Origin of the sequence: Streptomyces panacea, from assembly GCF_040560175.1 — a bacterium.
In the GTDB taxonomy this organism is placed as follows: domain Bacteria; phylum Actinomycetota; class Actinomycetes; order Streptomycetales; family Streptomycetaceae; genus Streptomyces; species Streptomyces panacea.
In genome coordinates, this window is the sequence record NZ_JARJHW010000004.1 from 61,777 (window position 1) to 84,367 (window position 22,591).

Annotated in this window: 18 protein-coding genes; 11 read left to right on the top strand and 7 right to left on the bottom strand. The window is 70.8% G+C overall.

The window, feature by feature from the left end; all coding sequences use genetic code 11:
- The first annotated feature begins 113 nt into the window (after positions 1–113).
- The 4 genes from tatC (at position 114) to P3L51_RS02325 (ending at position 5,256) form a co-directional block, all read left to right on the top strand.
- Positions 114–1,004: a twin-arginine translocase subunit TatC gene (gene tatC / locus P3L51_RS02310; protein ID WP_354603302.1), complete on the top strand. Its 891-nt coding sequence runs from the start codon at positions 114–116 to the stop codon at positions 1,002–1,004.
- A gap of 17 nt (positions 1,005–1,021) precedes the next feature.
- The gene (locus P3L51_RS02315) at positions 1,022–1,918 is read left to right on the top strand and encodes a diacylglycerol kinase (protein ID WP_354603303.1); all 897 of its coding nucleotides are present in this window, start codon (positions 1,022–1,024) and stop codon (positions 1,916–1,918) included.
- Positions 1,919–1,986: 68 nt separating this feature from the next.
- Entirely contained in the window at positions 1,987–4,815 is a 2,829-nt protein-coding gene (locus tag P3L51_RS02320) for a DEAD/DEAH box helicase (RefSeq protein ID WP_354603333.1), read from the top strand.
- A gap of 156 nt (positions 4,816–4,971) precedes the next feature.
- Positions 4,972–5,256, top strand: a complete 285-nt coding sequence (locus P3L51_RS02325; protein ID WP_354603304.1) for a DUF6355 family natural product biosynthesis protein — start codon at positions 4,972–4,974, stop codon at positions 5,254–5,256.
- Positions 5,257–5,337: 81 nt separating this feature from the next.
- Here the strand turns inward: P3L51_RS02325 and P3L51_RS02330 are convergent, their stop codons facing one another.
- The 3 genes from P3L51_RS02330 to P3L51_RS02340 all read right to left on the bottom strand — a co-directional run bounded on the left by P3L51_RS02330 (position 5,338) and on the right by P3L51_RS02340 (position 8,725).
- A complete protein-coding gene (locus P3L51_RS02330; protein WP_354603305.1) occupies positions 5,338–6,297 on the bottom strand; it encodes an ADP-ribosylglycohydrolase family protein in 960 nt (319 codons plus the stop codon).
- A gap of 43 nt (positions 6,298–6,340) precedes the next feature.
- Positions 6,341–6,994 (bottom strand): fasciclin domain-containing protein, encoded by a 654-nt coding sequence (locus P3L51_RS02335; protein WP_354603306.1) that lies wholly within the window; start codon positions 6,992–6,994, stop codon positions 6,341–6,343.
- Positions 6,995–7,090: 96 nt separating this feature from the next.
- Positions 7,091–8,725: a molybdopterin-dependent oxidoreductase gene (locus P3L51_RS02340; RefSeq protein ID WP_354603334.1), complete on the bottom strand. Its 1,635-nt coding sequence runs from the start codon at positions 8,723–8,725 to the stop codon at positions 7,091–7,093.
- A gap of 226 nt (positions 8,726–8,951) precedes the next feature.
- On the opposite strand from P3L51_RS02340, the gene P3L51_RS02345 reads away from it, so the two are divergent.
- The 5 genes from P3L51_RS02345 to P3L51_RS02365 are packed head-to-tail and all read left to right on the top strand — an operon-like array spanning position 8,952 to position 14,599.
- Positions 8,952–10,256 (top strand): NAD(P)/FAD-dependent oxidoreductase, encoded by a 1,305-nt coding sequence (locus P3L51_RS02345; RefSeq protein WP_354603307.1) that lies wholly within the window; start codon positions 8,952–8,954, stop codon positions 10,254–10,256.
- Complete coding sequence (locus tag P3L51_RS02350; RefSeq protein ID WP_354603308.1) at positions 10,253–11,032, top strand: DUF1365 domain-containing protein; 780 nt, start codon at positions 10,253–10,255, stop codon at positions 11,030–11,032. The genes P3L51_RS02345 and P3L51_RS02350 overlap by 4 nt, the downstream gene beginning before the upstream one ends.
- Entirely contained in the window at positions 11,029–12,405 is a 1,377-nt protein-coding gene (locus tag P3L51_RS02355) for a class I SAM-dependent methyltransferase (RefSeq protein ID WP_354603309.1), read from the top strand. Before P3L51_RS02350 ends, P3L51_RS02355 begins: the two co-directional genes overlap by 4 nt.
- Complete coding sequence (locus P3L51_RS02360) at positions 12,402–13,796, top strand: class I SAM-dependent methyltransferase (protein ID WP_354603310.1); 1,395 nt, start codon at positions 12,402–12,404, stop codon at positions 13,794–13,796. Before P3L51_RS02355 ends, P3L51_RS02360 begins: the two co-directional genes overlap by 4 nt.
- Positions 13,793–14,599, top strand: coding sequence for a DUF1295 domain-containing protein (locus P3L51_RS02365; protein ID WP_354603311.1), 807 nt, complete (start codon positions 13,793–13,795; stop codon positions 14,597–14,599). The genes P3L51_RS02360 and P3L51_RS02365 overlap by 4 nt, the downstream gene beginning before the upstream one ends.
- A 126-nt stretch (positions 14,600–14,725) precedes the next feature.
- Here P3L51_RS02365 and P3L51_RS02370 read toward each other — a convergent pair whose 3' ends face one another.
- From P3L51_RS02370 to P3L51_RS02385, 4 genes are all read right to left on the bottom strand, one after another.
- Positions 14,726–15,484, bottom strand: coding sequence for an anti-sigma factor (locus P3L51_RS02370; protein ID WP_354603312.1), 759 nt, complete (start codon positions 15,482–15,484; stop codon positions 14,726–14,728).
- Entirely contained in the window at positions 15,481–16,065 is a 585-nt protein-coding gene (locus tag P3L51_RS02375; protein ID WP_354603313.1) for a sigma-70 family RNA polymerase sigma factor, read from the bottom strand. The genes P3L51_RS02370 and P3L51_RS02375 overlap by 4 nt, the downstream gene beginning before the upstream one ends.
- Before the next feature lie 477 nt (positions 16,066–16,542).
- Positions 16,543–17,391: a siderophore-interacting protein gene (locus tag P3L51_RS02380; RefSeq protein WP_354603314.1), complete on the bottom strand. Its 849-nt coding sequence runs from the start codon at positions 17,389–17,391 to the stop codon at positions 16,543–16,545.
- A 115-nt stretch (positions 17,392–17,506) separates the two neighbouring features.
- Entirely contained in the window at positions 17,507–18,412 is a 906-nt protein-coding gene (locus tag P3L51_RS02385; protein ID WP_354603335.1) for a 5'-3' exonuclease, read from the bottom strand.
- A 286-nt stretch (positions 18,413–18,698) separates the two neighbouring features.
- Here P3L51_RS02385 and P3L51_RS02390 point away from each other — a divergent pair, with 286 nt between their 5' ends.
- Positions 18,699–19,856 (top strand): quaternary amine ABC transporter ATP-binding protein, encoded by a 1,158-nt coding sequence (locus P3L51_RS02390; protein ID WP_354603315.1) that lies wholly within the window; start codon positions 18,699–18,701, stop codon positions 19,854–19,856.
- Positions 19,849–22,470, top strand: coding sequence for an ABC transporter permease/substrate binding protein (locus P3L51_RS02395; protein WP_354603316.1), 2,622 nt, complete (start codon positions 19,849–19,851; stop codon positions 22,468–22,470). The genes P3L51_RS02390 and P3L51_RS02395 overlap by 8 nt, the downstream gene beginning before the upstream one ends.
- The last annotated feature ends 121 nt before the right edge of the window (positions 22,471–22,591 follow it).

A 22,591-nucleotide genomic window follows, 5' to 3' on the forward strand; every position in this document is an offset into this window, starting at 1 on the left:
TCCGACCCCCTGGGCCGATGCACGCACCGGGCACGGTGACGGCCTGCCGCACGAGATGAGGACGTGGGTTGCCCAAGTCTGCCCGCACAGAAGAGAAGGATCCCGAGGGGCGTATGCCGCTCGTGGAGCATCTTCGTGAACTGCGCAACCGGCTGTCGAAAGGGCTGCTCGCGATCGTCGTGGTGACGATCGTGGCCGTGTTCTACAGCGAGCAGATCATGTCCTTCCTCACCGAGTCCGTGCCCAAGTGCAAGGAAGGCGAGATCAGCGACGGCGGCAACTGCGCCACCGTCGTCTTCAACACCCTCACCTCGCCGTTCACCACCACGATCCGGGTCAGCCTCACCGCCGGCGTCGTCGTGGCCAGCCCCGTCTGGCTCTACCAGCTGTGGGCGTTCGTCGCTCCCGGCCTGCACAAGAGCGAGAAGAAGTACACGTACGCGTTCGTGGCGAGCGCGGTGCCGCTCTTCACGGCCGGCGCGTACCTCGCCTACATCATTCTGCCGATCAGCGTGAAGGTGCTCATCAGCCTGACGCCCGAGGGCTCCGGCAACCTCGTCTCCCTCGACGAGGTCCTCGACTTCACCACCCGTATGGTGCTGGTCTTCGGACTCGCCTTCGAGCTGCCCCTCGTGCTGGTCATGCTGAACATGACCGGAATCGTCACCGGCCGCCGGATGGTCGGATGGTGGCGCGGCGTCGTCATGGGAGTCTTCGTCTTCGGCGCGGTGATCACCCCGACGACCGACCCCGTGGGCATGCTCGCACTGGCCGGACCGATCGTCGTCCTCTACTTCTGCGCGGTCGCCTTCTCCCTGCTGAACGACCGGCGCAGGCGCCGGGGCAACCCCGACGCCGAGCTGGACGACGACGAGGCGTCCGATCTGGACCACACCCCGGAGAGCGTCGGCAGCGTCGAACCGGTCGCGTCGGTGGCAGCACTGCCCGAGCAGGCGGACAGCAACCGTACGGCCCGTGTGAACGGCTACGACGACGTCACCTGACCGGGCGAGCCGACCCCGTGACCAGTGAGATCAGCCTGTTCGTCAATCCCGCCGCCGGGCGCGGCAGGGGCGCGCGTGCCGCGCAGCCGGCCGCCCGCGCGCTCAGGGACGCGGGGTACTCCGTCCGTACGGTGCTCGGCTCCGACGCCGCCGACGCGCTGCGGCGCGCACGCGAGGCCGTCGCGGCGGGGACCGGCGCGCTGATCGCCGTCGGCGGGGACGGTCTGGTCTCCCTCGCACTCCAGGCCGTCGCCGGTACGGACACCCCGCTCGGCGTCGTCGCGGTCGGCACCGGCAACGACTTCGGCCGGGCACTGGGCCTGCCGGTCCGCGACCCCGCGGCGGCCGGCCGGATCGCGGCCGACGCCCTCAAGCACGGCGGAATCCGGGAGCTGGACCTGGGGCGGGTCGCGGGCCGGTGGTTCGGGACCGTCCTCGCCTCCGGTTTCGACTCACGCGTCAACGACCGCGGCAACCGCATGCGTTGGCCGAACGGCCGCCTCAAGTACGACCTGGCGATGGTGGCCGAACTGGCCGCCTTCAAGCCCGTCTCCTACCGCATGACCCTCGACGACGGCATCGAACGGGAGATCGAGGCGACCCTGATCGCCGTCGGCAACGGCCCCTCCTACGGAGGCGGCATGCGGATCTGCGCGGACGCCGCCATGGACGACGGACTCTTCGACGTGACCGTCGTCGGCGACTGCGGCCGCGCCACGCTGCTGAAGGTCTTTCCACGCGTCTACCGGGGCACGCACCTGAGCCACCCCGAGGTCACCGTCCACCGCACCACGAAGATCACCCTCGCCGCCCCCGGTCTCACCGGCTACGCCGACGGGGAACCGCTCGGCCCGCTGCCCCTGACCGCGCGGTGCGTCGCCGGGGCCGTACGGGTCCTCGCCCCCGGTCGCTGACGGGCGTCGGCAGCCCGCCCATAAAGATCCGCTGACTGTCGGAGGTGGCGGGTAGGCTCGTGAGCAAGATGACAGAGGACCTCACACCGGCCGAGCGTTACACCGCAGCTCGGATCCGCGCAGCCGAGCAGGCCACCGCACTCGCGCCGTTCCGCGAGATGTACGACTTCGGCCTCGATCCCTTCCAGATCGAGGCCTGCCAGGCCCTGGAGTCGGGCAAGGGCGTCCTGGTCGCCGCGCCCACCGGATCGGGCAAGACGATCGTCGGTGAGTTCGCCGTCCACCTGGCGCTCGCCGAGGGCCGTAAATGCTTCTACACCACGCCCATCAAGGCACTGTCCAACCAGAAGTACGCGGACCTGGCGAAACGCTACGGCGCCGACAAGGTCGGGCTGCTGACCGGCGACAACAGCGTCAATTCCGACGCGCCGGTGGTCGTCATGACCACCGAGGTCCTGCGCAACATGCTCTACGCGGGCTCGCAGTCGCTGACCGGCCTCGGCTATGTCGTGATGGACGAGGTGCACTACCTCTCCGACCGTTTCCGCGGCGCCGTCTGGGAAGAGGTGATCATCCACCTCCCCGAGTCCGTGACCCTGGTGTCCCTGTCGGCGACGGTCTCCAACGCCGAGGAGTTCGGTGACTGGCTGGACACCGTCCGTGGCAGCACCGAGGTCATCGTCTCCGAGCACCGCCCCGTGCCGCTGTGGCAGCACGTCTTCGCGGGCCGCCGGATGTACGACCTCTTCGAGGAGAGCACCGACCACGGAGGCCGCGGTGGAGCCCGCCGCGAGGTCAACCCCGACCTCTCCCGGCTGGCCCGGACGGAGAATCAGAAGACGTACAACCCGCGTGACCGCCGGCGCGGCAAGATGGTCCGCGAGGCGGACCGGGAGCGCGAGCGCAGACAGCGCGGCCGGATCTGGACGCCCGGCAGGCCCGAGGTCATCGAGCGGCTCGACGCCGAAGACCTGCTGCCCGCCATCACCTTCATCTTCAGCCGGGCCGGCTGCGAGGCGGCCGTACAGCAGTGCATGCACGCCGGGCTGCGGCTCAACGACGACAACAGGCGCGCACGGGTCCGCGAGATCGTGGAGGCGCGCACCGCGTCCATCCCCACCGAGGATCTGCATGTCCTGGGGTACTACGAGTGGCTGGAGGGCCTGGAGCGCGGTATCGCCGCCCACCACGCCGGCATGCTGCCGACCTTCAAGGAAGTCGTCGAGGAGCTGTTCGTACGGGGTCTGGTCAAGGCCGTGTTCGCCACGGAGACCCTGGCGCTCGGCATCAACATGCCCGCCAGGTCCGTCGTCCTGGAGAAGCTCGTCAAGTGGAACGGCGAGCAGCACGCCGACATCACGCCCGGTGAGTACACCCAGCTGACCGGCCGGGCCGGCCGGCGCGGCATCGACGTCGAGGGCCACGCGGTGGTCCTGTGGCAGCGCGGCATGGACCCGGGCGCGCTCGCCGGTCTCGCGGGCACGCGCACCTACCCGCTGCGCTCCAGCTTCCGGCCGTCGTACAACATGGCGGTCAATCTGGTGCAGCAGTTCGGCCGGCACCGCTCGCGCGAGCTGCTGGAGACCTCGTTCGCGCAGTTCCAGGCGGACAAGTCGGTCGTCGGGATCTCCCGCCAGGTCCAGAAGAACGAAGAGGGGATGGACGGCTACCGGGCGGGCATGACCTGCCACTTGGGGGACTTCGAGGAGTACGCGCGGCTGCGCCGCGACCTCAAGGACCGCGAGACGGAGCTGGCCAAGCAGGGTGCCGTGCAGCGGCGGGCCGCCGCCGCCTCCTCGCTGGAGAAGCTCAAGCCCGGCGATGTCATCCATGTCCCGACCGGCAAGTTCGCCGGCCTCGCGCTGGTGCTCGACCCCGGACTGCCCGCCGGGCGGGCCAACGGGCACCGGGGCGTGGAGTACCACGACGGCCCCAGGCCGCTGGTCCTGACCGCCGAGCGGCAGGTCAAGCGGCTCGCGTCGATGGACTTCCCGGTGCCGGTCGAGGCGCTGGACCGGATGCGGATCCCCAAGAGCTTCAACCAGCGCTCGCCGCAGTCGCGCCGCGACCTGGCGTCCGCGCTGCGTACGAAGGCCGGGCATGTGGTGCCGGAGCGGCACCGCAAGGGGCGCGCGCCGGCCGCCGACGACCGTGAGATCGCCCGGCTGCGTGGGGAGTTGCGCGCGCATCCGTGCCACGGCTGCGACGAGCGCGAGGACCACGCGCGCTGGGCCGAGCGCTACCACCGGCTGCAGCGGGACACCCGGCAGCTGGAGCGGCGGATCGAGGGCCGCACGAACACCATCGCCCGCACCTTCGACCGTATCGTCGCCCTCCTGACGGAGATGGACTATCTGCGCGGCGACGAGGTCACGGGCAACGGCAAGCGGCTCGCCCGGCTCTACGGCGAGCTGGACCTCCTCGCCAGCGAGTGCCTGCGCGAAGGCGTGTGGGAAGGGCTCTCTCCGGCGGAACTGGCCGCGTGCGCCTCGGCGTTGGTCTTCGAGGCACGCCAGTCCGACGACGCGGTGGCGCCCCGGCTCCCGAGTGGCGCCTCGAAGGCCGCCCTCGGCGAGATGGTCCGCATCTGGGGCCGCCTCGACGCCCTGGAGGAGGACTTCAAGATCAACCAGGCGGAGGGTGTCGGCCAGCGCGAGCCCGACCTCGGCTTCGCCTGGGCCGTGCACATGTGGGCGTCGGGCAAGGGGCTCGACGAGGTGCTGCGGGACGCCGAGATGCCGGCGGGTGACTTCGTCCGCTGGTGCAAGCAGGTGATCGACGTCCTCGGGCAGATCGCCGCGGCGGCCCCCCGCGAGAACAGCACGGTCGCGAAGAACGCCCGCAAGGCGGTCGACGGAGTGCTGCGCGGGGTGGTGGCGTACACCTCGGTGGGGTGACGGCGGGGAGCGAGCAGCCCGGGGAGTCGTCCAGTTCAGTGACCTGACGGACGCGTGCGGGTGAATTGGACGGCTACTCAAGGTAGTTGATGGGATGCTCTCCGTGTGCACCGATATCGGTGCCCGGGTCTCACGCCCTCAACAAGGAGTAGCCGCATGCGCGTTCGTCAGTCCCTCCCCGCCCTCGTCGGCGCTGTCGCCATGGTCCTGGGCATGTCCACCGCGGCCACCGCCGCCCCGTCGGCCGCCGCGACACCCTGTGGCTACTACTCGTCGTCCAGCGACTCGTACTACAACCACTGCACGAACGACGGCTCGCGCATCGTCATCGAGGTCGAGGTGTCGGGCTGGAACTACGAACAGTGTGTGGGCCCCGGCGTCACCTGGCTCGGCTCGAAGAGCAAGGTCAGCGACGCGTGGTACGTCGGTCGCACCTGCTGACACCGACTCGCGCACCTTCGTGCCGACGAAGGGCCCGGACATCCGCTGTCCGGGCCCTCCGTCATGCGGTCACCACGGGCGTCAGGCCGCCAACCGCCCGGCGAGCCGGACCAGTTCCGGCGTACGCAGCACGCGGTCGCCGTAGCCGGGCAGGGGTACATGGAGCGGGTCCGTCCAGCGGTGGGGAATCGCGGCGAAGCCGTACACGGCGCCCGCGAGCGCGCCGGTGACCGCCGCGACCGTGTCCGTGTCACCGCCCAGATCGATCGCCGCCGCCAGGGAGGTTTCGAACGAGCCGGTCGTGCGCAGCGCCCAGAGCGCCGAGCCCAGACACGGCCACACCGCGCCGTTGAACTCCGTCGCGTCGTCGGGGTGCCAGCCGGGGTCGAGCACGGTGGCCCAGCGCGGACGGTGGTCCTCGCGTACGTCACGGAGCGCCCCGGGCACGGCGGCCACCGGATCACCGCCGTCCAGCCCCACGCGGATCAGCTCGTGCAGCACGGCCGTGCCCTCCCAGGCCGCCGCGTCGCCGTGGGTGAGCGCCGCGATCCGGCGGGCGGCCGCCATGGTGGCGTCGCGGCCCGCGGCGGCGAAGTGCACGGCGGGGGTGGCCGCGCGCATCAACGAGCCGTTGCCGGCGGCCCGTCCGGAGCGCTGGAAGTGGATGGGCGCCGCGAGATCCCAGGGATCGCCGCTGAGCAGGACCTGTTCCGTCTGGAGCCCGATGTCCTTGGGGTCGGCCGCGGCCCAGCGCCGGAACCGCTCGAAGACGTCGGGCAGTTCGAGGCCGCCGCGTTCCAGCAGCGACTCGCCGATCAGCACCGCCATCTGTGTGTCGTCGGTGGCCTCGCCCGGATCCCAGCCGCCGCCTCCGCACATCTCGCCCACGCCGTCCGGGAAGCGGGCGGTGAAGACACCGGCGGGGCCGAACTCGAAAGGTGCCCCGAGCGCGTCGCCGACAGCTGAGCCGACGACCGCTCCGAGCACCCGATTCGTTCGTGCCGTTCCGCCCGAAGGGGTCGGCCGATCCACAGGAGTCATCCGGTCAGGATAAGGAGACCGGACGACCCCCGTGGGTGCGGGACTACTTCGGCATCAGCACCGTGTCGATGATGTGCACCGTGGCGTTGGCCGTCGGGACGTCACCGCAGACGACGGCGGCGGAGTCGTTCACCTTGTACGCGTCGCCCGAGCCCGCCGTGGTCAGCGTGCTCTTCTGGAGGGTGTCGTACGTGCCGCTCTCCAGCTGCTTCTTGGCCAGCTTCTCGCCCACGACGTGGTAGGTGAGGATCTTGGTGAGCATGGCCTTGTCCGCGAGGACCGCGTCCAGGTCGGCCTTCGGGATCTTGGCGAAGGCGTCGTTGGTGGGCGCGAACACCGTGATGTTCTCCGCGGTGTTGAGGGTGTCGACCAGGCCGGCCTTCTTCACCGCGGTGACCAGGGTGGACAGCTCCGGGTTGTTGGACGCGGCGGTCGCGACCGGCGCCTGGCCCATGCCCTCGAAGCTGCCGGGGCCGGTCTTCGGCACCGAGGCGCAGGCCGGGCCGAACGGCGCGTCGGCGGTGTCGCCCGCGGCGTCGTCGGCCGTGTCCTCCGGGGCCGCCGCCGTCTCCTCGGCGGCGGACGAGGAATCCGACTTGGTGTCCTTGTCGTCGCTGGAACAGGAGGTGAGCGCCAGCGGAAGGGCGACAGCGGCGACAACGGTGACGGCGGCACGCTGGAAACGGGTGATCTTCATAGCAATCTCCTTGAAAGGTGGTGCTGTTGATACAGGGGGTGTCATTGGCCGATGGGCCGTGGGTCAATGGGTGCTTCGGTACGTGGTGGGGCTGGCTCAGTCGACGGCGACCACCACCGAGTGCCAGCCGGTCGCGCCGTTGGGCACGGTCCCCACGCGCTTGTCCGTCTGGGTGTTGCCGTCCCGGTCCGTCGCGCGGACCTCCAGGGTGTGGCTGCCGGACGTGGCGGGCCACTCCCACAGCCACTGCCGCCAGGTGTCCTCGCTGTCCTCGGCGGCCAGCTCGGCGCGGTTCCACGCACCGCCGTCCACGCGCACCTCGACCCGCTCGATACCGCGGTGCTGCGCCCACGCCACTCCGGCGACGGGCACCTTGCCCGCTTTCGGCGAGGCGAAGGGGCGCGGCGTGTCGATCCGCGACTGGGTCTTGATCGGAGCCTGACGGGACCAGGTCCGCTTGACCCAGTACGCGTCGTAGTCGGCGAACGTGGTCAGTTCGAGGTCTTCCAGCCACTTGCACGCCGACACGTATCCGTACAGGCCGGGGACGACCATGCGGACCGGGAAGCCGTGGTTGAACGGCAGGGGTTCGCCGTTCATGCCGACCGCGAGCATCGCGTCGCGGCCGTCCATGACCGCGTCGACCGGGGTGCCGATGGTCATGCCGTCCACGGAGCGGGACACCAACTGGTCGGCGGGGCCACCCTTCGAGGGGGGCTTCACGCCGGCCTCGGCCAGCAGGTCGGCCAGGGGGACACCGATCCAGCGGGCGTTGCCGACGTACGGGCCGCCGACCTCATTGGAGACACAGGTCAGCGTGATGTCCCGTTCGATCAGCTTCCGTTGGAGAAGATCCTGGAAGCTGAGGGTGAGTGGCCGGGGGACGCCCTTGCCGTGGATGCGCAGACGCCAGCTCTCGGCGTCCACACGGGGCACGACCAGGGCGGTGTCCACCCGGTAGAAGTCCTTGTTGGACGTGGTGAACGAACTCAGGCCGCGGATCCCCAGATCCGCTCCCGCCGGTATCGGCGGGGCCGCTGAGGACGGGGCGGGCAGGACGACGGTCCTGCGTGAGGCCGCGGCCTCGGCCGCCCCTGACGCGTTGAGTCGTCGGCCGAGGACGCCCGCTCCGGCCGATACCGCCGCGGCGGCCGTCGCGGCGATGACGAATCCGCGCCGGTCGAAGGAGCCGGGGTGGGTGCCGGGGGCGGTGCCGGTGCCGCCATCGGTGCTTTCCGCGGGTCCGCCGGTCTCCGCCGTTCGTGTGACGGCCCCGTCCGTCCCCCGATCCCCATGGGGGGACGGACGGGAGGCGAGCCTGCCGGCCAGCAGATACATCACTCCGCAGGCAACCAGACCGCCCACGATCGAGGGCAGGGCGTCGGAGACACGGCCGTCGGGCCGCTCCACCGCCGCCAGTGCGCCGATCGCGCCGAAGACCAGGACCGCCGCCGAGCCGACCTTCCGGTATCGCAGCGAGGCCACGCCGACCGCCATGGCGAAGAGCGCCAGGAGGGCCAGGATGCCCAGTTGCAGCACCAGCTTGTCGTCGTTCCCGAAATTCCGGACGGCGAAGTCCTTCACCGGTGCCGGTGTGCGGTCGATGACCGCGCCGCCCACCGCGGTGACAGGACCCGCTTCGGGCCGTACGGCCGCCGAAACCAGCTCGGCGACGCAGAGCGCCGCGAGCCCGGCGATCAACCCGCCGAGCGCGGCCAGGGCGCCGCGCACCACTCGTACGCCACGCGGACCATGGCCGGTCTCGCTCGTCGGGTCTTTCCGATCTTCGCTCACACCGGCCATTCGGTGCGACATGCAAGGCGGATTGGTCTGTAACCCGAAGGAATTAAAAGTAGGACCGGCGGCAGAAAGATCGCCGCAGACACCAATCCGTCGGCCGCTGTGGCTCGAATCCTCCCCGAGGGGCTGTGCCCGAAGCCGGACCGGAGGGAACTGTATGAGTGGGGTGGGCGAGCGCCCGCTTACGGCGGTAGTCGGCGGCGGAGTGGCCGGACTCACCGCCGCGTACGTACTGCGGCGTTCGTACGAGGTGTCGCTGTACGAGGCGGAGGCACGTCTCGGCGGCCACGCCCACACGCACGACGTCGCGTCGTCCGACGGCCGGACGCACCGCGTCGACTCAGGGTTCATCGTCCACAACGAACGCACGTATCCGCTGCTGCTGCGGCTGTTCCGGGAACTGGGCGTGGACACCCAGGAGTCGGAGATGAGCATGTCCGTACGGTGCGACGGCTGCGGGCTGGAGTACGCCGGTGCCCGGGGGCTCGCCGGTCTGTTCCCGCGCCCCGGCCATGTGCTGCGCGGGCGGTATCTGCGGATGCTCACCGAAGTGCCCGCCTTCCACCGCCGGGCGCGGCGGCTGCTGGCGCGGGAGAGCGCGTCCGGAGCGGGCGCCGGAGCGCGCGCCGACGAGGCCATGACGCTGGGGCGTTTCGTCGCGGACGGCGGCTTCTCGCCGTACTTCGTCGCCCACTTCCTGACCCCGCTCGTCTCGGCCGTCTGGTCCTGCGACGCCGGAACGGCCCTGCGCTACCCGGCCCGCTACCTCTTCCGCTTCCTGGACCACCACGGCCTGCTGTCGGTGACCGGCTCACCGGTGTGGCGGACCGTCAGCGGCGGCTCGCGCGAGTACGTCGAACGCGTCGGCAAGCAGCTCGACGCCGTCCACACGACGGCGCCCGTCCGGTCGGTACGGCGCGACCCGCGAGGTGTGGAGATCACCACCGCCGACGGCTCCACCCGGCGCTACGACTCGGTCGTCATCGCCGTCCACCCCGACCAGGCCCTGCGGCTGCTCGCCGACCCGACCGACGACGAACGGCAGGTGCTCGGCGCGTTCCGCTACTCGCGCAACGCCACCGCGCTGCACACCGATACGAGCGTGCTGCCGCGCAGCCGCGGCGCCCGCGCCTCCTGGAACCTGACCATGCCGTCCTGCGCGGCGGACGCCGGCCGGGTCCGGGTCAGCTACGACATGAACCGGCTGCAACGCCTCGACGCCCCCGAGAACTTCGTGGTGTCGCTCAACGGCGCCGACCGCGTCGACGAGGACCGGGTGCTCGCCCGGATGACGTACGAACACCCCGTCTACACACCCGAGTCGGTGGCCGCTCAGCGCCGGCTCCCCGCGCTGAGCGGGCCGGTCACGGCGTACGCGGGGGCGTACCACGGGTGGGGGTTCCACGAGGACGGGTGCCGCTCGGGCGTCGACGCCGCCGCCGCGCTGGGGGTGAGGTGGTGAGCGCCGGGGCTCCCGTGTCCGCCGCCCCCGCCGCCGTTCCCGCGCTCTACCCCTGCACCGTCACGCATGTGCGGACCGCGCCCAGCCGTTACGACCTGCGGCTGCGCACCTACATGTGGCTGATCGACCCGGACCGCCCGCCCCGGCTGCCCCGCGTGCTGCGTCCGCTGGCCCGTTTCGACGCGCGCGACCACTTCGGCGGTACGTCGCCGACGATCCGCGCCGGACTGGAGACGTATCTCGCGTCGCGCGGCGTGGAACTGGGCGACGGGCGGGTGGCGATGCTCGCCCACGCCCGGGTCCTCGGCCACGTCTTCAACCCGCTGACCCTCTACTGGTGCCGCGCGCCCGGCGGCGAGCCGCTGTGTGTCGTGGCCGAGGTGCACAACACGTACGGAGAGCGGCACTGCTATCTCCTGCGGCCGGGCGAGGAGGCCGCCGACGGCGAGGAGGGCTCCTTCTGGGTGGACAAGGAGCTGTACGTCTCGCCGTTCTTCCCCGTCGACGGCGGCTACCGGATGCGGCTGCCCGAGCCGGGGGAGCGTCTGAAGCTGACGGTCCATCTGGAACGTGACGGGGGGCGGCCGTTCACCGCGACCGTACGAGGCGTGCGGCGCGCGGCCACCCCGTGGACCCTGCTGCGGGCCGCGCTGCGCCACCCGCTGTCCACGGCCGTCGTCTCCGCCGGTATCCGCTACCACGGCATCCGTCTCTACCTGCGCGGTCTGCCCGTGCAGCCCCGTCCCCGACACCGCCCCCAGGAGGGTGTGAAATGAGTGTGTCCGTGTCCCCGCCGTCGCCGGCCTCGCCCGAGTCCCTGACAGCCACGGCGTCGTCAACGGCGTCCGCGACGTCTGTGGCCTCCACGGCCTCAACGGCCTCAACGGCGTCCGCGGCGTCCGCGACGGAGCGGCAGGAGCCCGCCGTCGACGCGCGGCTCTGGCCGGACGTGGCCCGGCTGCCGCAGGCCTCCTGGCTGCGTACGGCCGTCGCCGAGCGCGTGGTCCGCCACGCGCTGGCCCGGCTGGCGCTGCGCGTCAGGCTGGGGCAGAACGAGACACTGGGCCTCGGCGGACCGCTGATGGTCGTGCACGAGCCGCACGCGTTCTTCCGGCGGATCGGTGCCACCGGCCTGATCGGCTTCGGCGAGTCGTACATGGCGGGCGAGTGGGAGGCCGACGACCTCGTCGCCGTCCTGACCGTCCTCGCCGAGAACGCGGCCGTCCTCGTCCCCGCCCCGCTCCAACGGCTGCGCCGGATCTGGGCGTTGAAGCGGCCCGACGCGCAGCGCAACACCCCCGAGGGCTCGCGCGACAACATCAGCCACCACTACGACCTGTCGAACGAGCTGTTCTCGCTCTTCCTGGACGAGACCCTCTCGTACTCCTCGGCCCTTTTCCGGGGATTCCCCGCCGACGCGTCGCTGCTGCCCGCCGCACAGCATCGCAAGATCGACCGGCTGCTCGACGAGGCACGGGTGGGATCCGGTACCCGACTGCTCGAAATCGGCACCGGCTGGGGCGAGTTGGCCATACGGGCGGCGGCGCGCGGCGCGCGGGTCGTCACGGTGACGCTCTCCCAGGAGCAGCTGGCCCTCGCCGAGAAGCGGATCGAGGCGGCCGGCCTGGCTGACCGGGTGACGGTACAACTGCGCGACTACCGGCAGGTGCGGGGCAGCTTCGACGCCATTGTCAGCGTCGAGATGATCGAGGCGGTCGGGGAGGAGTTCTGGCCCGAGTACTTCACCACGCTGGACAGGCTGCTGGCGCCCGGTGGCCGGATCGCGCTCCAGGCGATCACCATGCCGCACGACCGGCTGCTGGCGTCACGCACCACCCACACCTGGATCGGCAAGTACATCTTCCCCGGCGGGCTGACCCCCTCCGTCGAGGCGATGGAGCAACTGACCTCCTCGCACACCTCGTTGCGGGTCGTCGAGCGGGACGGATTCGGGCCGCACTACGCGCAGACGCTCCGGCTGTGGCGCGAGCGGTTCGTCGAACAGGAGGCGGAGGTCGACGCGTTGGGGTTCGACGCGACGTTCCGGCGTATGTGGACCTTCTATCTCGCCTACTCCGAGGCCGGGTTCCGCTCCGGCTATCTCGATGTCCAGCAGATGGTGCTCGCCAGGGAAGGAACGACCCGATGACGGCCACCCGGCCCGCCCGTGTCCCGGGGCCACGCACCGGTACCCGCACCGGAGCGGCCCACCAGCTCCTCGCGCTCGCCGAACAGATCCTCGGTGCCCGGCCGCCGGTGCGGTTGCGCGCCTGGGACGGCAGCACCGCCGGCCCCGAGGGCGCCCCGGTGGTCGTCCTGCGCTCGCGCCGAGCCCTGCGCCGACTTCTCTGGCAGCCCGACGAACTCGGCCTGGCCCAGGCGTACATCACCGGTGATCTCGACATCGACGGCGATCTCGCCGACGGGCTGCGCACCGTCTGGGGCGCGGCCCGCGAGCGCGGAGCGCGCCCGCCGAGACTCACCCTCGCCGACCGGGCCCGCGCCGTCGGCACCATGCTGCGGCTCGGCGCGCTCGGACCGCGCCCGCCCGTACCCTCCTCCCAGGCCAGGCTCGGTGGCACGCCGCACAGCAAGGCACGGGACCGGGCCGCGATCAGCCATCACTACGACCTGTCCAACGACTTCTACGCCCTGCTGCTCGACGAGACCATGGCGTACTCCTGCGGCTACTGGACGAAGGACGAGACCGACGGGACCGACGAAGGCACCGACGACGGGACCGACGACGGGACCGGGGGCGAGCCCGCGTACGGCCCCGCCGACGCCCAGCGCGACAAACTCGACCTGGTCTGCCGCAAGCTCGGGCTCGGGCCCGGCTCGACACTGCTGGACATCGGCTGCGGCTGGGGATCTCTCACCCTGTACGCCGCCGAGACGTACAGGACCCGCGTCACCGCCGTGACGCTCGCCGCCGAGCAGGCGCGGTACGTACGCGAGCAGGTGAAGGCGCGCGGCCTGGGGGAGCTGGTCGAGGTACGGCTGTCGGACTACCGGGACATCGAGGCCGGTTCGTACGACGCGGTGTCGACCATCGAGATGGGCGAGCACGTCGGCGACGCCGAGTACCCCGGCTTCACCGCCACGCTGCACCGCATGCTCCGTCCCGGGGGAAGGGTCCTGGTGCAGCAGATGTCGCGGGGCGCGGTGGCGCCGGGCGGCGGTGCGTTCATCGAGTCGTACATCGCCCCCGACATGCACATGCGCCCGCTCGGCGACACCGTCTCGCTGCTGGAGGGCGCGGGTCTTGAGGTGCGGGCCGTGGAGTCGATGCGCGAGCACTACACGCGTACGATCCGCGCCTGGCACCGCACTCTGGAGGAGCGCTGGGCCGACTTCGGCGCGCTCGTCGGCGAGGAGACCGCGCGCGTCTGGCGCCTGTACCTGGTGGGCAGCGCCCTGGCGTTCGAGGAGCGCCGGATGGGCGTGGACCAGATCCTGGCCGTACGCCCTTCGGAGCGGGGGCGCAGTGACATGCCGCCCACCCCGCGGCACTGGTACGGAGAAGGCGGGACACGGTGAACGGATATCCCTGGGGCGCGTTCGGCCAGGGTGTCGCTCTCGCGGCGCTCGCCGCGGCGGCCGTCATGCTCGTGACCTTCGCGATCGCCGTCGCCAAGGGCCTGCACCGGATCGTCGACATCGCCTGGGGGATCGCCTTCACGGTGGTCGCTGTGGCCGGCTACGCGGCGTCGGCGGGGGAGGGCGACGACACGCGGCGGCTGCTGGTGACCGTGCTGACCGCCGCCTGGGGGCTGCGGCTGGCCGTCCACATCGCCCGGCGCGGGCGGGGGCACGGCGAGGACGCGCGGTACGAGGCGATGCTCGCCAAGGCGCCGGGCAACCGGAATCTGTACGCGCTGCGCATGGTGTATCTGCTGCAAGGGCTGCTGGTCGTGCTGGTGTCGCTGCCCGTACAGGCCGCGCAGTACATCCCCGGCGGCCTCGGCCCGGTCGCATTCGCCGGCTGCGCCGTCTGGCTCGTCGGACTGGTCTTCGAGTCGGTCGGCGACGCCCAGCTCGCCCGGTTCAAGGCCGATCCGGCGAACAAGGGCCGGATCATGGACCGTGGCCTGTGGAGCTGGACCCGGCACCCGAACTACTTCGGTGACTTCTGTGTCTGGTGGGGCCTGTTCCTGATCGTCTGCGACGACCCGGTGGTCGCGGCGGCGACCCTGGTCAGTCCGCTCGTGATGAGCTTCCTGCTGATCAGCGGCAGCGGGAAGCGGCTGTTGGAGCGGCATATGGCGCGTCGGCCGGGCTTCGCCGCGTACGCCGCCCGTACGAGTGGTTTCTTTCCGCTGCCGCCCAGGAAGACGGGCTGACGCACCGACCTGGCACGCTTCCACGGACCGCCGACGGCCCGCACCCTTTGTCTTCGGGTGCGGGCCGTTCGGTCGCGCCGGGCATGTCGTTGCTTCGGCCGTTCGGTCGTTCGGTCGTTCGCTCGTTCAGGCCGGGAAGTTCATCAGCGCCACCGGGTCGGAGGTCGGTTCCGGAGAGCCGCCCGCCGGTTCGACGGTGATGCCCATGCCCGACGCAGCCCCGACGGAACCGGCCATCAGCACCGAGTCCGACGTCGCCGAGGGGTCCATCAGCCCCGCGTCCCGCATCGTGCCGTCATCGTTGAACCAGAGCTGGTACACCTTGCCGCTGGGCGGCTTCGCCAGGCCCGAGGCGATGAACGCCGCCTTGTCCTGCGCCCGTGACACGACGACCGTGCCGGTCGCTCCGTCGGTCAGCCCGCCCGTGCGGATCTTGGCGTCGGGCGCCGCGAGCACGGCGGCCAGTGCCTCGGCCTGCTGCTGCGAGGTCGACGCCCGCGCACGGGCGTCCTGGGCCTCCTGGTGCTGCCACACGGCGACTCCGCCGAAGCCTGCCGCGGCGGCGAGGCAGGCCGCCAGCGCGAAGCGCGGCAGCGCGCGCGCCTTGGCGGTCCCGCCGCCGGCGCCGCGGGACTCCCGCGTGACCCTGGGCGGTTCCTGGCGCTCGGCGGCGATCCGCCGCAGCACCTGCTGCTTGAGTTCGGGCGGCGGTGTCACGGCCACGGCCAGCCCCAACCGCGTGGTGGTGGCGGTCAGTTCGCGTACTTCCTGGGCGCAGGCCGGGCACACCTCCAGATGCCTCTCGAACTCGGCGCGCTCGTCGGGCGCCAAGGCGTGCAGCGCGTAGGCGCCGGTCAACGTGTGCAGTTCGGCTGTGCTGCTCATGCGCTCACCCCCAGGCAGTCGCGCAGCCGGATGAGTCCGTCGCGCAGTCGTGTCTTGACCGTGCCGAGCGGCACGGAGAGCAGTTCGGCCACTTCGCGGTAGGCGAGCCCCTGGTAGTACGCCAGTGTGACCGACTGGCGCTGGAGTTCGGTGAGAGTACGTACACAGCGCCGTACCTGTTCGCGCTCCAGCCGGGATTCGACCTGTTCCGTCACCTCGTCGAAGGCCGGTGTCCGGTCCAGCAGCGCCGCCCGGTGCTCGCGGTCGCTGGACGCCTGGGCCGAGCGGACCCGGTCCACCGCGCGCCGGTGGGCGAGGGTCAGCACCCAGGTCATGCCGCTGCCTCGGGACGCCTGGAAGCGCGGGGCGCTGCGCCAGACCTCAAGGAGGACTTCCTGGGTCACCTCCTCCGACTGGGCGGGATCGCGCAGGACGGAGCGGACGAGTCCGAGTACGGGTCCGCAGACCAGGTCGTACACACGGGCGAACGCCTCTTGGTCGCCCCGGGCCACCTGGCCCAGCAATTCCTGCAGGTCGGGCCCGGCAGAAGCGGGGCCGCCGATATGTACGGCTTGTTTCACGCGGCTGTTCCTCCACGGTGCGGGCGGGTGTGCCGTCCGGCACGGCGGACGGTTTCACCTGCTTGTTCGGAGCCGCGTTCGCGACGGATTGGTCCGGTCTCCGCGCCGACCGTGCCGACCCTCCGTCCCGATCGTGTCATGGTCGGACAAATTAGCGATATGGCGCGAGTCGTCGCCCAGTGCTCCGGCGCCGCCCCCATGGCGACCGGCCGCGAGAACCTGGTGCCCCGGGCCGTCTCTACGGCCTCCGGAGCGCCGAACCGACCACCCGGGTCGCCGCGCCGCTGAACCGCTTCGCGCTCAGCGACACGGTGGAGCGCCCGGTGCGGGGCCACTCGGGAGGTATGCGGCGCCGTCCCGACGTGGCACGGCCTTCCCGGCGCCGTCCCGGATGCCGTCCTGGAGGCCGAACATCGCGGACTGCACCCCGGTGAACTGGACGATCGTCGCCGGGTGTTCGGCCGGACAGGCGTGGTCTCAGTCCTTCGAGCCGTCCTCCTGCTCGCGCTCCACCTGCTCGTTCCACTCGCGCTTGACCGCGCGCCACGCCTCGTCGTCCTGGCCCAGCCGCCAGTAGCCCGATATCGACAGCCGCTCACGCGGGATCTGCCGGTCGTGCCGCAGATGGCGGCGCAGCTCCTTCACGAAACCGGCCTCGCCGTGCACGAAGGCGTGCACATCACCGGTGGGGAAGTCCAGCGCCCGTACGGCGGCGACCAGCGCCTCGCCGACCGGGCGGCCCCCGCGGTGCAGCCAGACGATCTCCGCTCCGGCGGGGGCGGCGATCTTCTGCTCCTCGTCGGCGCCTTCGACCTCGACGAACACATGGATCCTGGCGCCCTCGGGAGCCTGCTCGACGGACGCGGCGATCGCGGGCAGCGCGCTCTCGTCACCGACGAACAGATGCCAGTCGGCGGCCGGGTCGGGGGCGTACGACCCGCCGGGACCCAGGAACAGCACGGTGTCGCTGGGCTTCGCGGCGGCGGCCCAAGGCCCCGCCAGACCCTCGTCGCCGTGCACCACGAAGTCGATCGTGATCTCCCCGGCGGCCCGGTTCCATTCGCGCACCGTGTACGTACGGGTCGCGGGCCACTGCTCGCGCGGGAAGTCCTCGCGGACGCGGTCCATGTCGAACGGCTCGGGATAGCTGACGCCCTCGGGGGCGAAGAGCAGCTTGACGTAATGGTCGGTGAACTCACCCGCTTCGAGCCCGGCGGGTCCGTCGCCGCCGAGGACCAGGCGCACCATGTGCGGCGTGATGCGCTGACCGCGCACCACCCGTGCCTCGTGGACCTTCGGTGACTTGCGGGCCTGCTGTGCTGCCACGGCGTTTCCCCTGACTGGTACGGCACGCGACCGCGGCTCTGCGGTCGTGCGGTGCTTAGGTATACCTAAGTTAACACTCCGCCGTCGCTGGGCACATGGTCCGCGGCTCCCTCCGTCACTTCCCGAGCGTGGTCAGCAGCCGGTGCAGCGCGTTGTGCAGACCCCAGCGCGCCGCCAGCGCGTCCAGCGTCTCCGGGTCGAGCGGCTCGGCGGGCAGCGCCGGGTCGAAGTCCGGCAGCGGGACGTCCCCGGCGACCCGCACCACCGTCGGCGCGACCGCCACGTAGGCCCTGGACTCGTCCAGCCGCTTGCGCCGCGAGGGCGTGAGGCCGGACCGCGGATCGTCGACCGCCGCCATGATCCCGGCCAGATCGCCGTACGCGTCGAGCAGCTTGGCCGCCGTCTTCTCGCCGATCCCGGGCACGCCGGGGAGCCCGTCGCTCGGATCGCCGCGCAGCAGCGCCAGATCGACATAGCCGGAGCCGTCGACCCCGTACTTCTCGCGCAGCCACGCCTCGTCCGTCACCTGGAGCGAGCCGACCCCCTTGAGCGGGTACAGCACCCGCACCTGGCGGGCGTCGTCCACCAACTGGTAGAGGTCGCGGTCGCCCGTGATGATGTCCACCGGTCCCGACGCGGCGCCGGTGAGGGTGCCGATCACATCGTCCGCCTCGTACCCCGCGACGCCCACCCGCGCGATCCCCAGCGCGTCCAGCACGGCCGCGATGATCGGCACCTGGGGCGCGAGCGTGTCCGGCGTCTCCTCCTCGTCCGGCCCCTCCGGTGTCTCCACCGCCACGCGATGCGCCTTGTACGACGGGATGAGATCCACCCGCCACTGCGGCCGCCAGTCCGCGTCCCAGCAGGCCACGAGATCGTCGGGGTGATGGTCCTGGACGAGCCGGGTGATGAAGTCGAGCAGGCCCCGGACCGCGTTGACGGGCGTGCCGTCGGGGGCGCGCACCGAGTCGGGGACCCCGAAATAGGCCCGGAAGTAGAGGGAGGCGGTGTCGAGGAGCATCAGGCGTCGCGTCACACCCCGATGATGCCGTATCCCACTGACAGCGGCCGGACGGTGACCGCCCGACCCCGCCCGATCCCCTCTGACCTGCGAGGCGGCGCCGCGCAGTGGTGTGGACCACATAAGCGTTTGGTTCCCGCGGGCCAGGGCAGGCGCGCATGCGGAGCGGACCCGGGCGCGGACTCTCACAGACCGTCGACCGGCCACGCGGGCCGACCCCGTACCGCTCCACGGCCCGCCGGCGGGGGTGGCGGGCCGTTTCTCATTTCGACGGCGTGAGGTATATGTGTCCAGGCTGCAGGCGGAACACCTGTACAAGGTATTCGGCGCACGACCCGAAGAAGCGGTGAGACAGCTCGAAAACGGCACGGACCGCGAAGAGTTGCGCGCCGACGGTACGACCGCAGCGGTGATCGATGCCTCGTTCTCCGTCGATCCCGGTCAGATATTCGTCGTGATGGGACTCTCCGGCTCCGGGAAGTCCACCTTGCTGCGCATGCTCAACGGACTGCTGGAACCGACGGCCGGGCGCGTGCTCTTCGACGGCCAGGATCTGACCGCCCTGAGCCCGGCCGAGCTGCGCACCGTGCGCTCGACCAAGATCAGCATGGTCTTCCAGCACTTCGCCCTCTTCCCGCACCGCAGTGTGCTGGAGAACGCGGGATACGGCCTGGAGGTCCAGGGCGTACCCCGCGCCGAGCGGGACGGACGCGCCACCCAGGCGCTTGAGCTCGCGGGCCTGGCCGGCTGGGAGAAGGCCTGGCCCGACGAGCTGTCCGGCGGTATGCAGCAGCGCGTCGGCCTGGCCCGCGCGCTCGCCACCGACGCGGACCTGCTGCTCATGGACGAGTCGTTCAGCGCGCTCGACCCGCTGATCCGCCGTGACATGCAGGACCAGCTCCTGGAACTCCAGAAGCGGCTGAAGAAGACCATCGTCTTCATCACCCATGACCTCAACGAGGCCATGCGGCTCGGCGACCGGATCGCCGTGATGCGGGACGGCGAGATCGTCCAGCTCGGCACCGCCGAGGACATCCTCGTCACCCCGGCCAACGAGTACGTCGCCTCCTTCACCCAGGACGTCGACCGCTCACGGGTCCTGACCGCCGGGGCGATCATGGCGGACGCCGACTCCGCCCATGGCAGCCGTACGGACGGCGGCAAGGTGTTGCGTACCGACAAGGACGTGCTCGCGGCGGCGCCCGCCACCGTCTCCGCGAGCACCCCGATCATCGAGCTGTTCACCCCGTGCTCGACCAGCTCGGTCCCCGTCGCCGTCGTCGACGACGAGGGGCGGCTCGTCGGAGTCGTACCGCGCGCCAGGCTGCTCGCCGTACTCGGCGAGCCGATGACGCCCGCCGACGCGCCCGCCGGCACATCGGCGCCGGTGGGCCGGGGCGGCCCGGAAACGCTGTCCGTCGACAAGGAGGCGGCCAGTGCCTAGGCTCCCGCTCGGCGAGTGGGTCGACAGCGCCGTCGACTTCCTCCAGCGACATCTCTCCTGGCTGTTCGACGCGATCAGCTCACTCGTCACCGGCATGTACGACGCCGTCGACGCGGTGCTCAACGGTCCCGAACCGCTGCTCCTCGCCGGCATCCTGGCCGTGCTCGCCTGGTGGCTGCGCGGTCTGCTCGCGGCCGTGCTCGCCTTCGCCGGTTTCGCGCTCATCGACTCGATCGAGCTGTGGGAACTCGCGATGTCGACGCTCTCGCTGGTGCTCGTCGCGACGATCGTCATCCTGGTCATCGCGGTGCCGCTCGGCGTCTGGGCCTCGCGCTCGGCGACCGTCAGCGCCGTCATCCGGCCCGTGCTCGACTTCATGCAGACGATGCCCGCGATGGTCTATCTGATCCCCGGCATCATCTTCTTCGGCGTCGGCGTGGTCCCCGGCATCATCGCGACGATCATCTTCGCCCTGCCGCCCGGCGTCCGTATGACGGAGCTGGGCATCCGGCAGGTCGACGCCGAACTGGTCGAGGCCGCGGAGGCGTTCGGCACCAGCCCGCGCAACACCCTGCTGCGCGTCCAGCTCCCGCTCGCGCTCCCGACGATCATGGCCGGCGTCAACCAGGTGATCATGCTGGGCCTGTCCATGGTCGTCATCGCGGGCATGGTCGGCGGCGGCGGCCTCGGCGGCGCCGTCTACCGCGCCATCGGCAACGTCGACATCGGCCTCGGCTTCGAGGCGGGCGTCTCCATCGTCATCCTGGCGATGTATCTGGACCGGCTGACCGGCGCGCTGGGCCGGCAGGTCTCGCCGCTGGGCCGCCGCGCGCTGGCCAAGGCGCAGGCGATGCGCGGTTCGCTCAAGATCTCGGACCATCGTCCGCGGCCCTCGGTCGCGGTGGTCGGTGTGGTCGTTCTCGCGCTCGTCGCGGGCGGCATGAGCATCTTCGGCGGCGACAAGACCACGACGGTCGCCGGGGACGGCGACGTCGGCCAGGGCAAGAAGATCAACATGGGCTACATCCCCTGGGACGAGGGCATCGCCTCCACCTTCCTCTGGAAGGAGCTGCTGGAGCGGCGCGGTTACGAGGTCGAGGCCACCCAGTACGAGGCCGGGGCGCTCTACACCGGCCAGGCGAACGGCCAGATCGACATCCAGACCGACTCCTGGCTGCCGACCACCCACGCCACCTACTGGGACAAGTACCAGGACAAGCTGGAGGACATGGGCTCCTGGTACGGCGAGACATCCCTTGAGCTGTCCGTGCCCAGTTACGTCAAGGGCGTCGACTCGCTGGCGGATCTCAAGGGCAAGGCCGGCCAGTTCAAGGGCCGGATCATCGGCATCGAGCCCAGCGCGGGCGAGATGGGCATTCTCAAGGACAAGGTCCTCAAGGAGTACGGCCTCGAAGGCGAGTACAAGGTCGTCGACGGCTCCACGCCCGGCATGCTGGCCGAGCTGAAGCGCGCGTACGAGAAGAAGGAACCGGTCGTCGTCACGCTCTGGTCCCCGCACTGGGCGTACAACACCTACGACCTGAAGAAGCTCAAGGACCCCAAGGGCACCTGGGGCGAGGGCGACGGCGTGCACACGCTCGCCCGCAAGGGCTTCTCCGCCGAGAACCCGAGCGTCGCCAAGTGGCTCAAGAACTTCAAGATGACCGAGGAACAGCTCACCGGTCTTGAGGCGAAGATCCAGGGCGCGGGCAAGGGCAAGGAGCAGGAGGCCGTACGCGCCTGGCTGAAGGACAACCCCGGACTGGCCGACAAGTGGACCCCGGCGGGCGGCGTCAGCAAGGGCGCGAACGGCAAGGACGAGCGCGAACGGCCCATCGAGGTCGCCTGGTTCCCCTGGGAGGAGGACATCGCGGCCACGTATCTGTGGAAGGCGGTGCTGGAGGACCGGGGCTACAAGATGAACCTCAAGCAGTTCGAGGTCGGTCCGATGTACACGGCGATGTCCCGGGGGCAGATCGACGTCCAGTTCGACGGCTGGCTGCCCAACACACAGAAGAAATACTGGGACAAGTACGGCGACAAACTCTCCGACCTCGGCTCCTGGTACGGGCCGACATCCCTGGAGATCGCCGTACCCTCGTATGTGAAGGGCGTGGACTCGCTGGCGGATCTGAAGGGGCGTGAGGACGAGTTCAAGGGCCGGATCGTCGGCATCGAGCCCGGCACCGAGACCATGAACATCCTCAAGAACAAGGTTCTGCCCGGATACGGCCTGGACGGCGCCTACAAGGTCGTCGACAGCTCGACGCCCGGCATGCTGGCGGAGCTGAAGCGGGCGTACGGCAAGAAGCAGCCCATCGCGGTCATGCTGTGGACCCCGCACTGGGCCTACAACGAGTACGAGCTGACCAAGCTGAAGGACCCGCGGAAGGCCTTCGGCGAGGGCGACCAGATCCACACGGTGGGCAACAAGGACTTCCCCGAGAACTATCCGCAGCTGACCGAGTGGTTCAAGGACTTCAAGCTGAGCGAGCAGCAGCTCGCCGGCCTGGAGAACGAGATCCAGAAGCGCGGGACGGGACACGAGGAAGAGGCGGTGAAGGCCTGGATGGAGAAGAATCCGGGCATCGCCGATCAGATCGCTCCGCAGTAACGGAGAGTGTCGAAAGCCGGCGTGACGAAGTACCGGCCGTACGTCCGCCGGCCCATGGCCGGCGGACGGGGCCCGGACGCCGTGCGGATGACGGCCCCACCAGTGGTGGGACGGCCCCGGC

Bases quoted from the DNA above. Each gene is read 5' to 3' on its own strand.
- tatC (WP_354603302.1), top strand. From the start codon at position 114: ATGCCGCTCGTGGAGCATCTTCGTGAACTGCGCAACCGGCTGTCGAAA.
- P3L51_RS02320 (WP_354603333.1), top strand. From the start codon at position 1,987: ATGACAGAGGACCTCACACCGGCCGAGCGTTACACCGCAGCTCGGATC.
- P3L51_RS02325 (WP_354603304.1), top strand. From the start codon at position 4,972: ATGCGCGTTCGTCAGTCCCTCCCCGCCCTCGTCGGCGCTGTCGCCATG.
- P3L51_RS02330 (WP_354603305.1), bottom strand. From the start codon at position 6,297: ATGACTCCTGTGGATCGGCCGACCCCTTCGGGCGGAACGGCACGAACG.
- P3L51_RS02335 (WP_354603306.1), bottom strand. From the start codon at position 6,994: ATGAAGATCACCCGTTTCCAGCGTGCCGCCGTCACCGTTGTCGCCGCT.
- P3L51_RS02345 (WP_354603307.1), top strand. From the start codon at position 8,952: ATGAGTGGGGTGGGCGAGCGCCCGCTTACGGCGGTAGTCGGCGGCGGA.
- P3L51_RS02355 (WP_354603309.1), top strand. From the start codon at position 11,029: ATGAGTGTGTCCGTGTCCCCGCCGTCGCCGGCCTCGCCCGAGTCCCTG.
- P3L51_RS02360 (WP_354603310.1), top strand. From the start codon at position 12,402: ATGACGGCCACCCGGCCCGCCCGTGTCCCGGGGCCACGCACCGGTACC.
- P3L51_RS02370 (WP_354603312.1), bottom strand. From the start codon at position 15,484: ATGAGCAGCACAGCCGAACTGCACACGTTGACCGGCGCCTACGCGCTG.
- P3L51_RS02385 (WP_354603335.1), bottom strand. From the start codon at position 18,412: ATGCTCCTCGACACCGCCTCCCTCTACTTCCGGGCCTATTTCGGGGTC.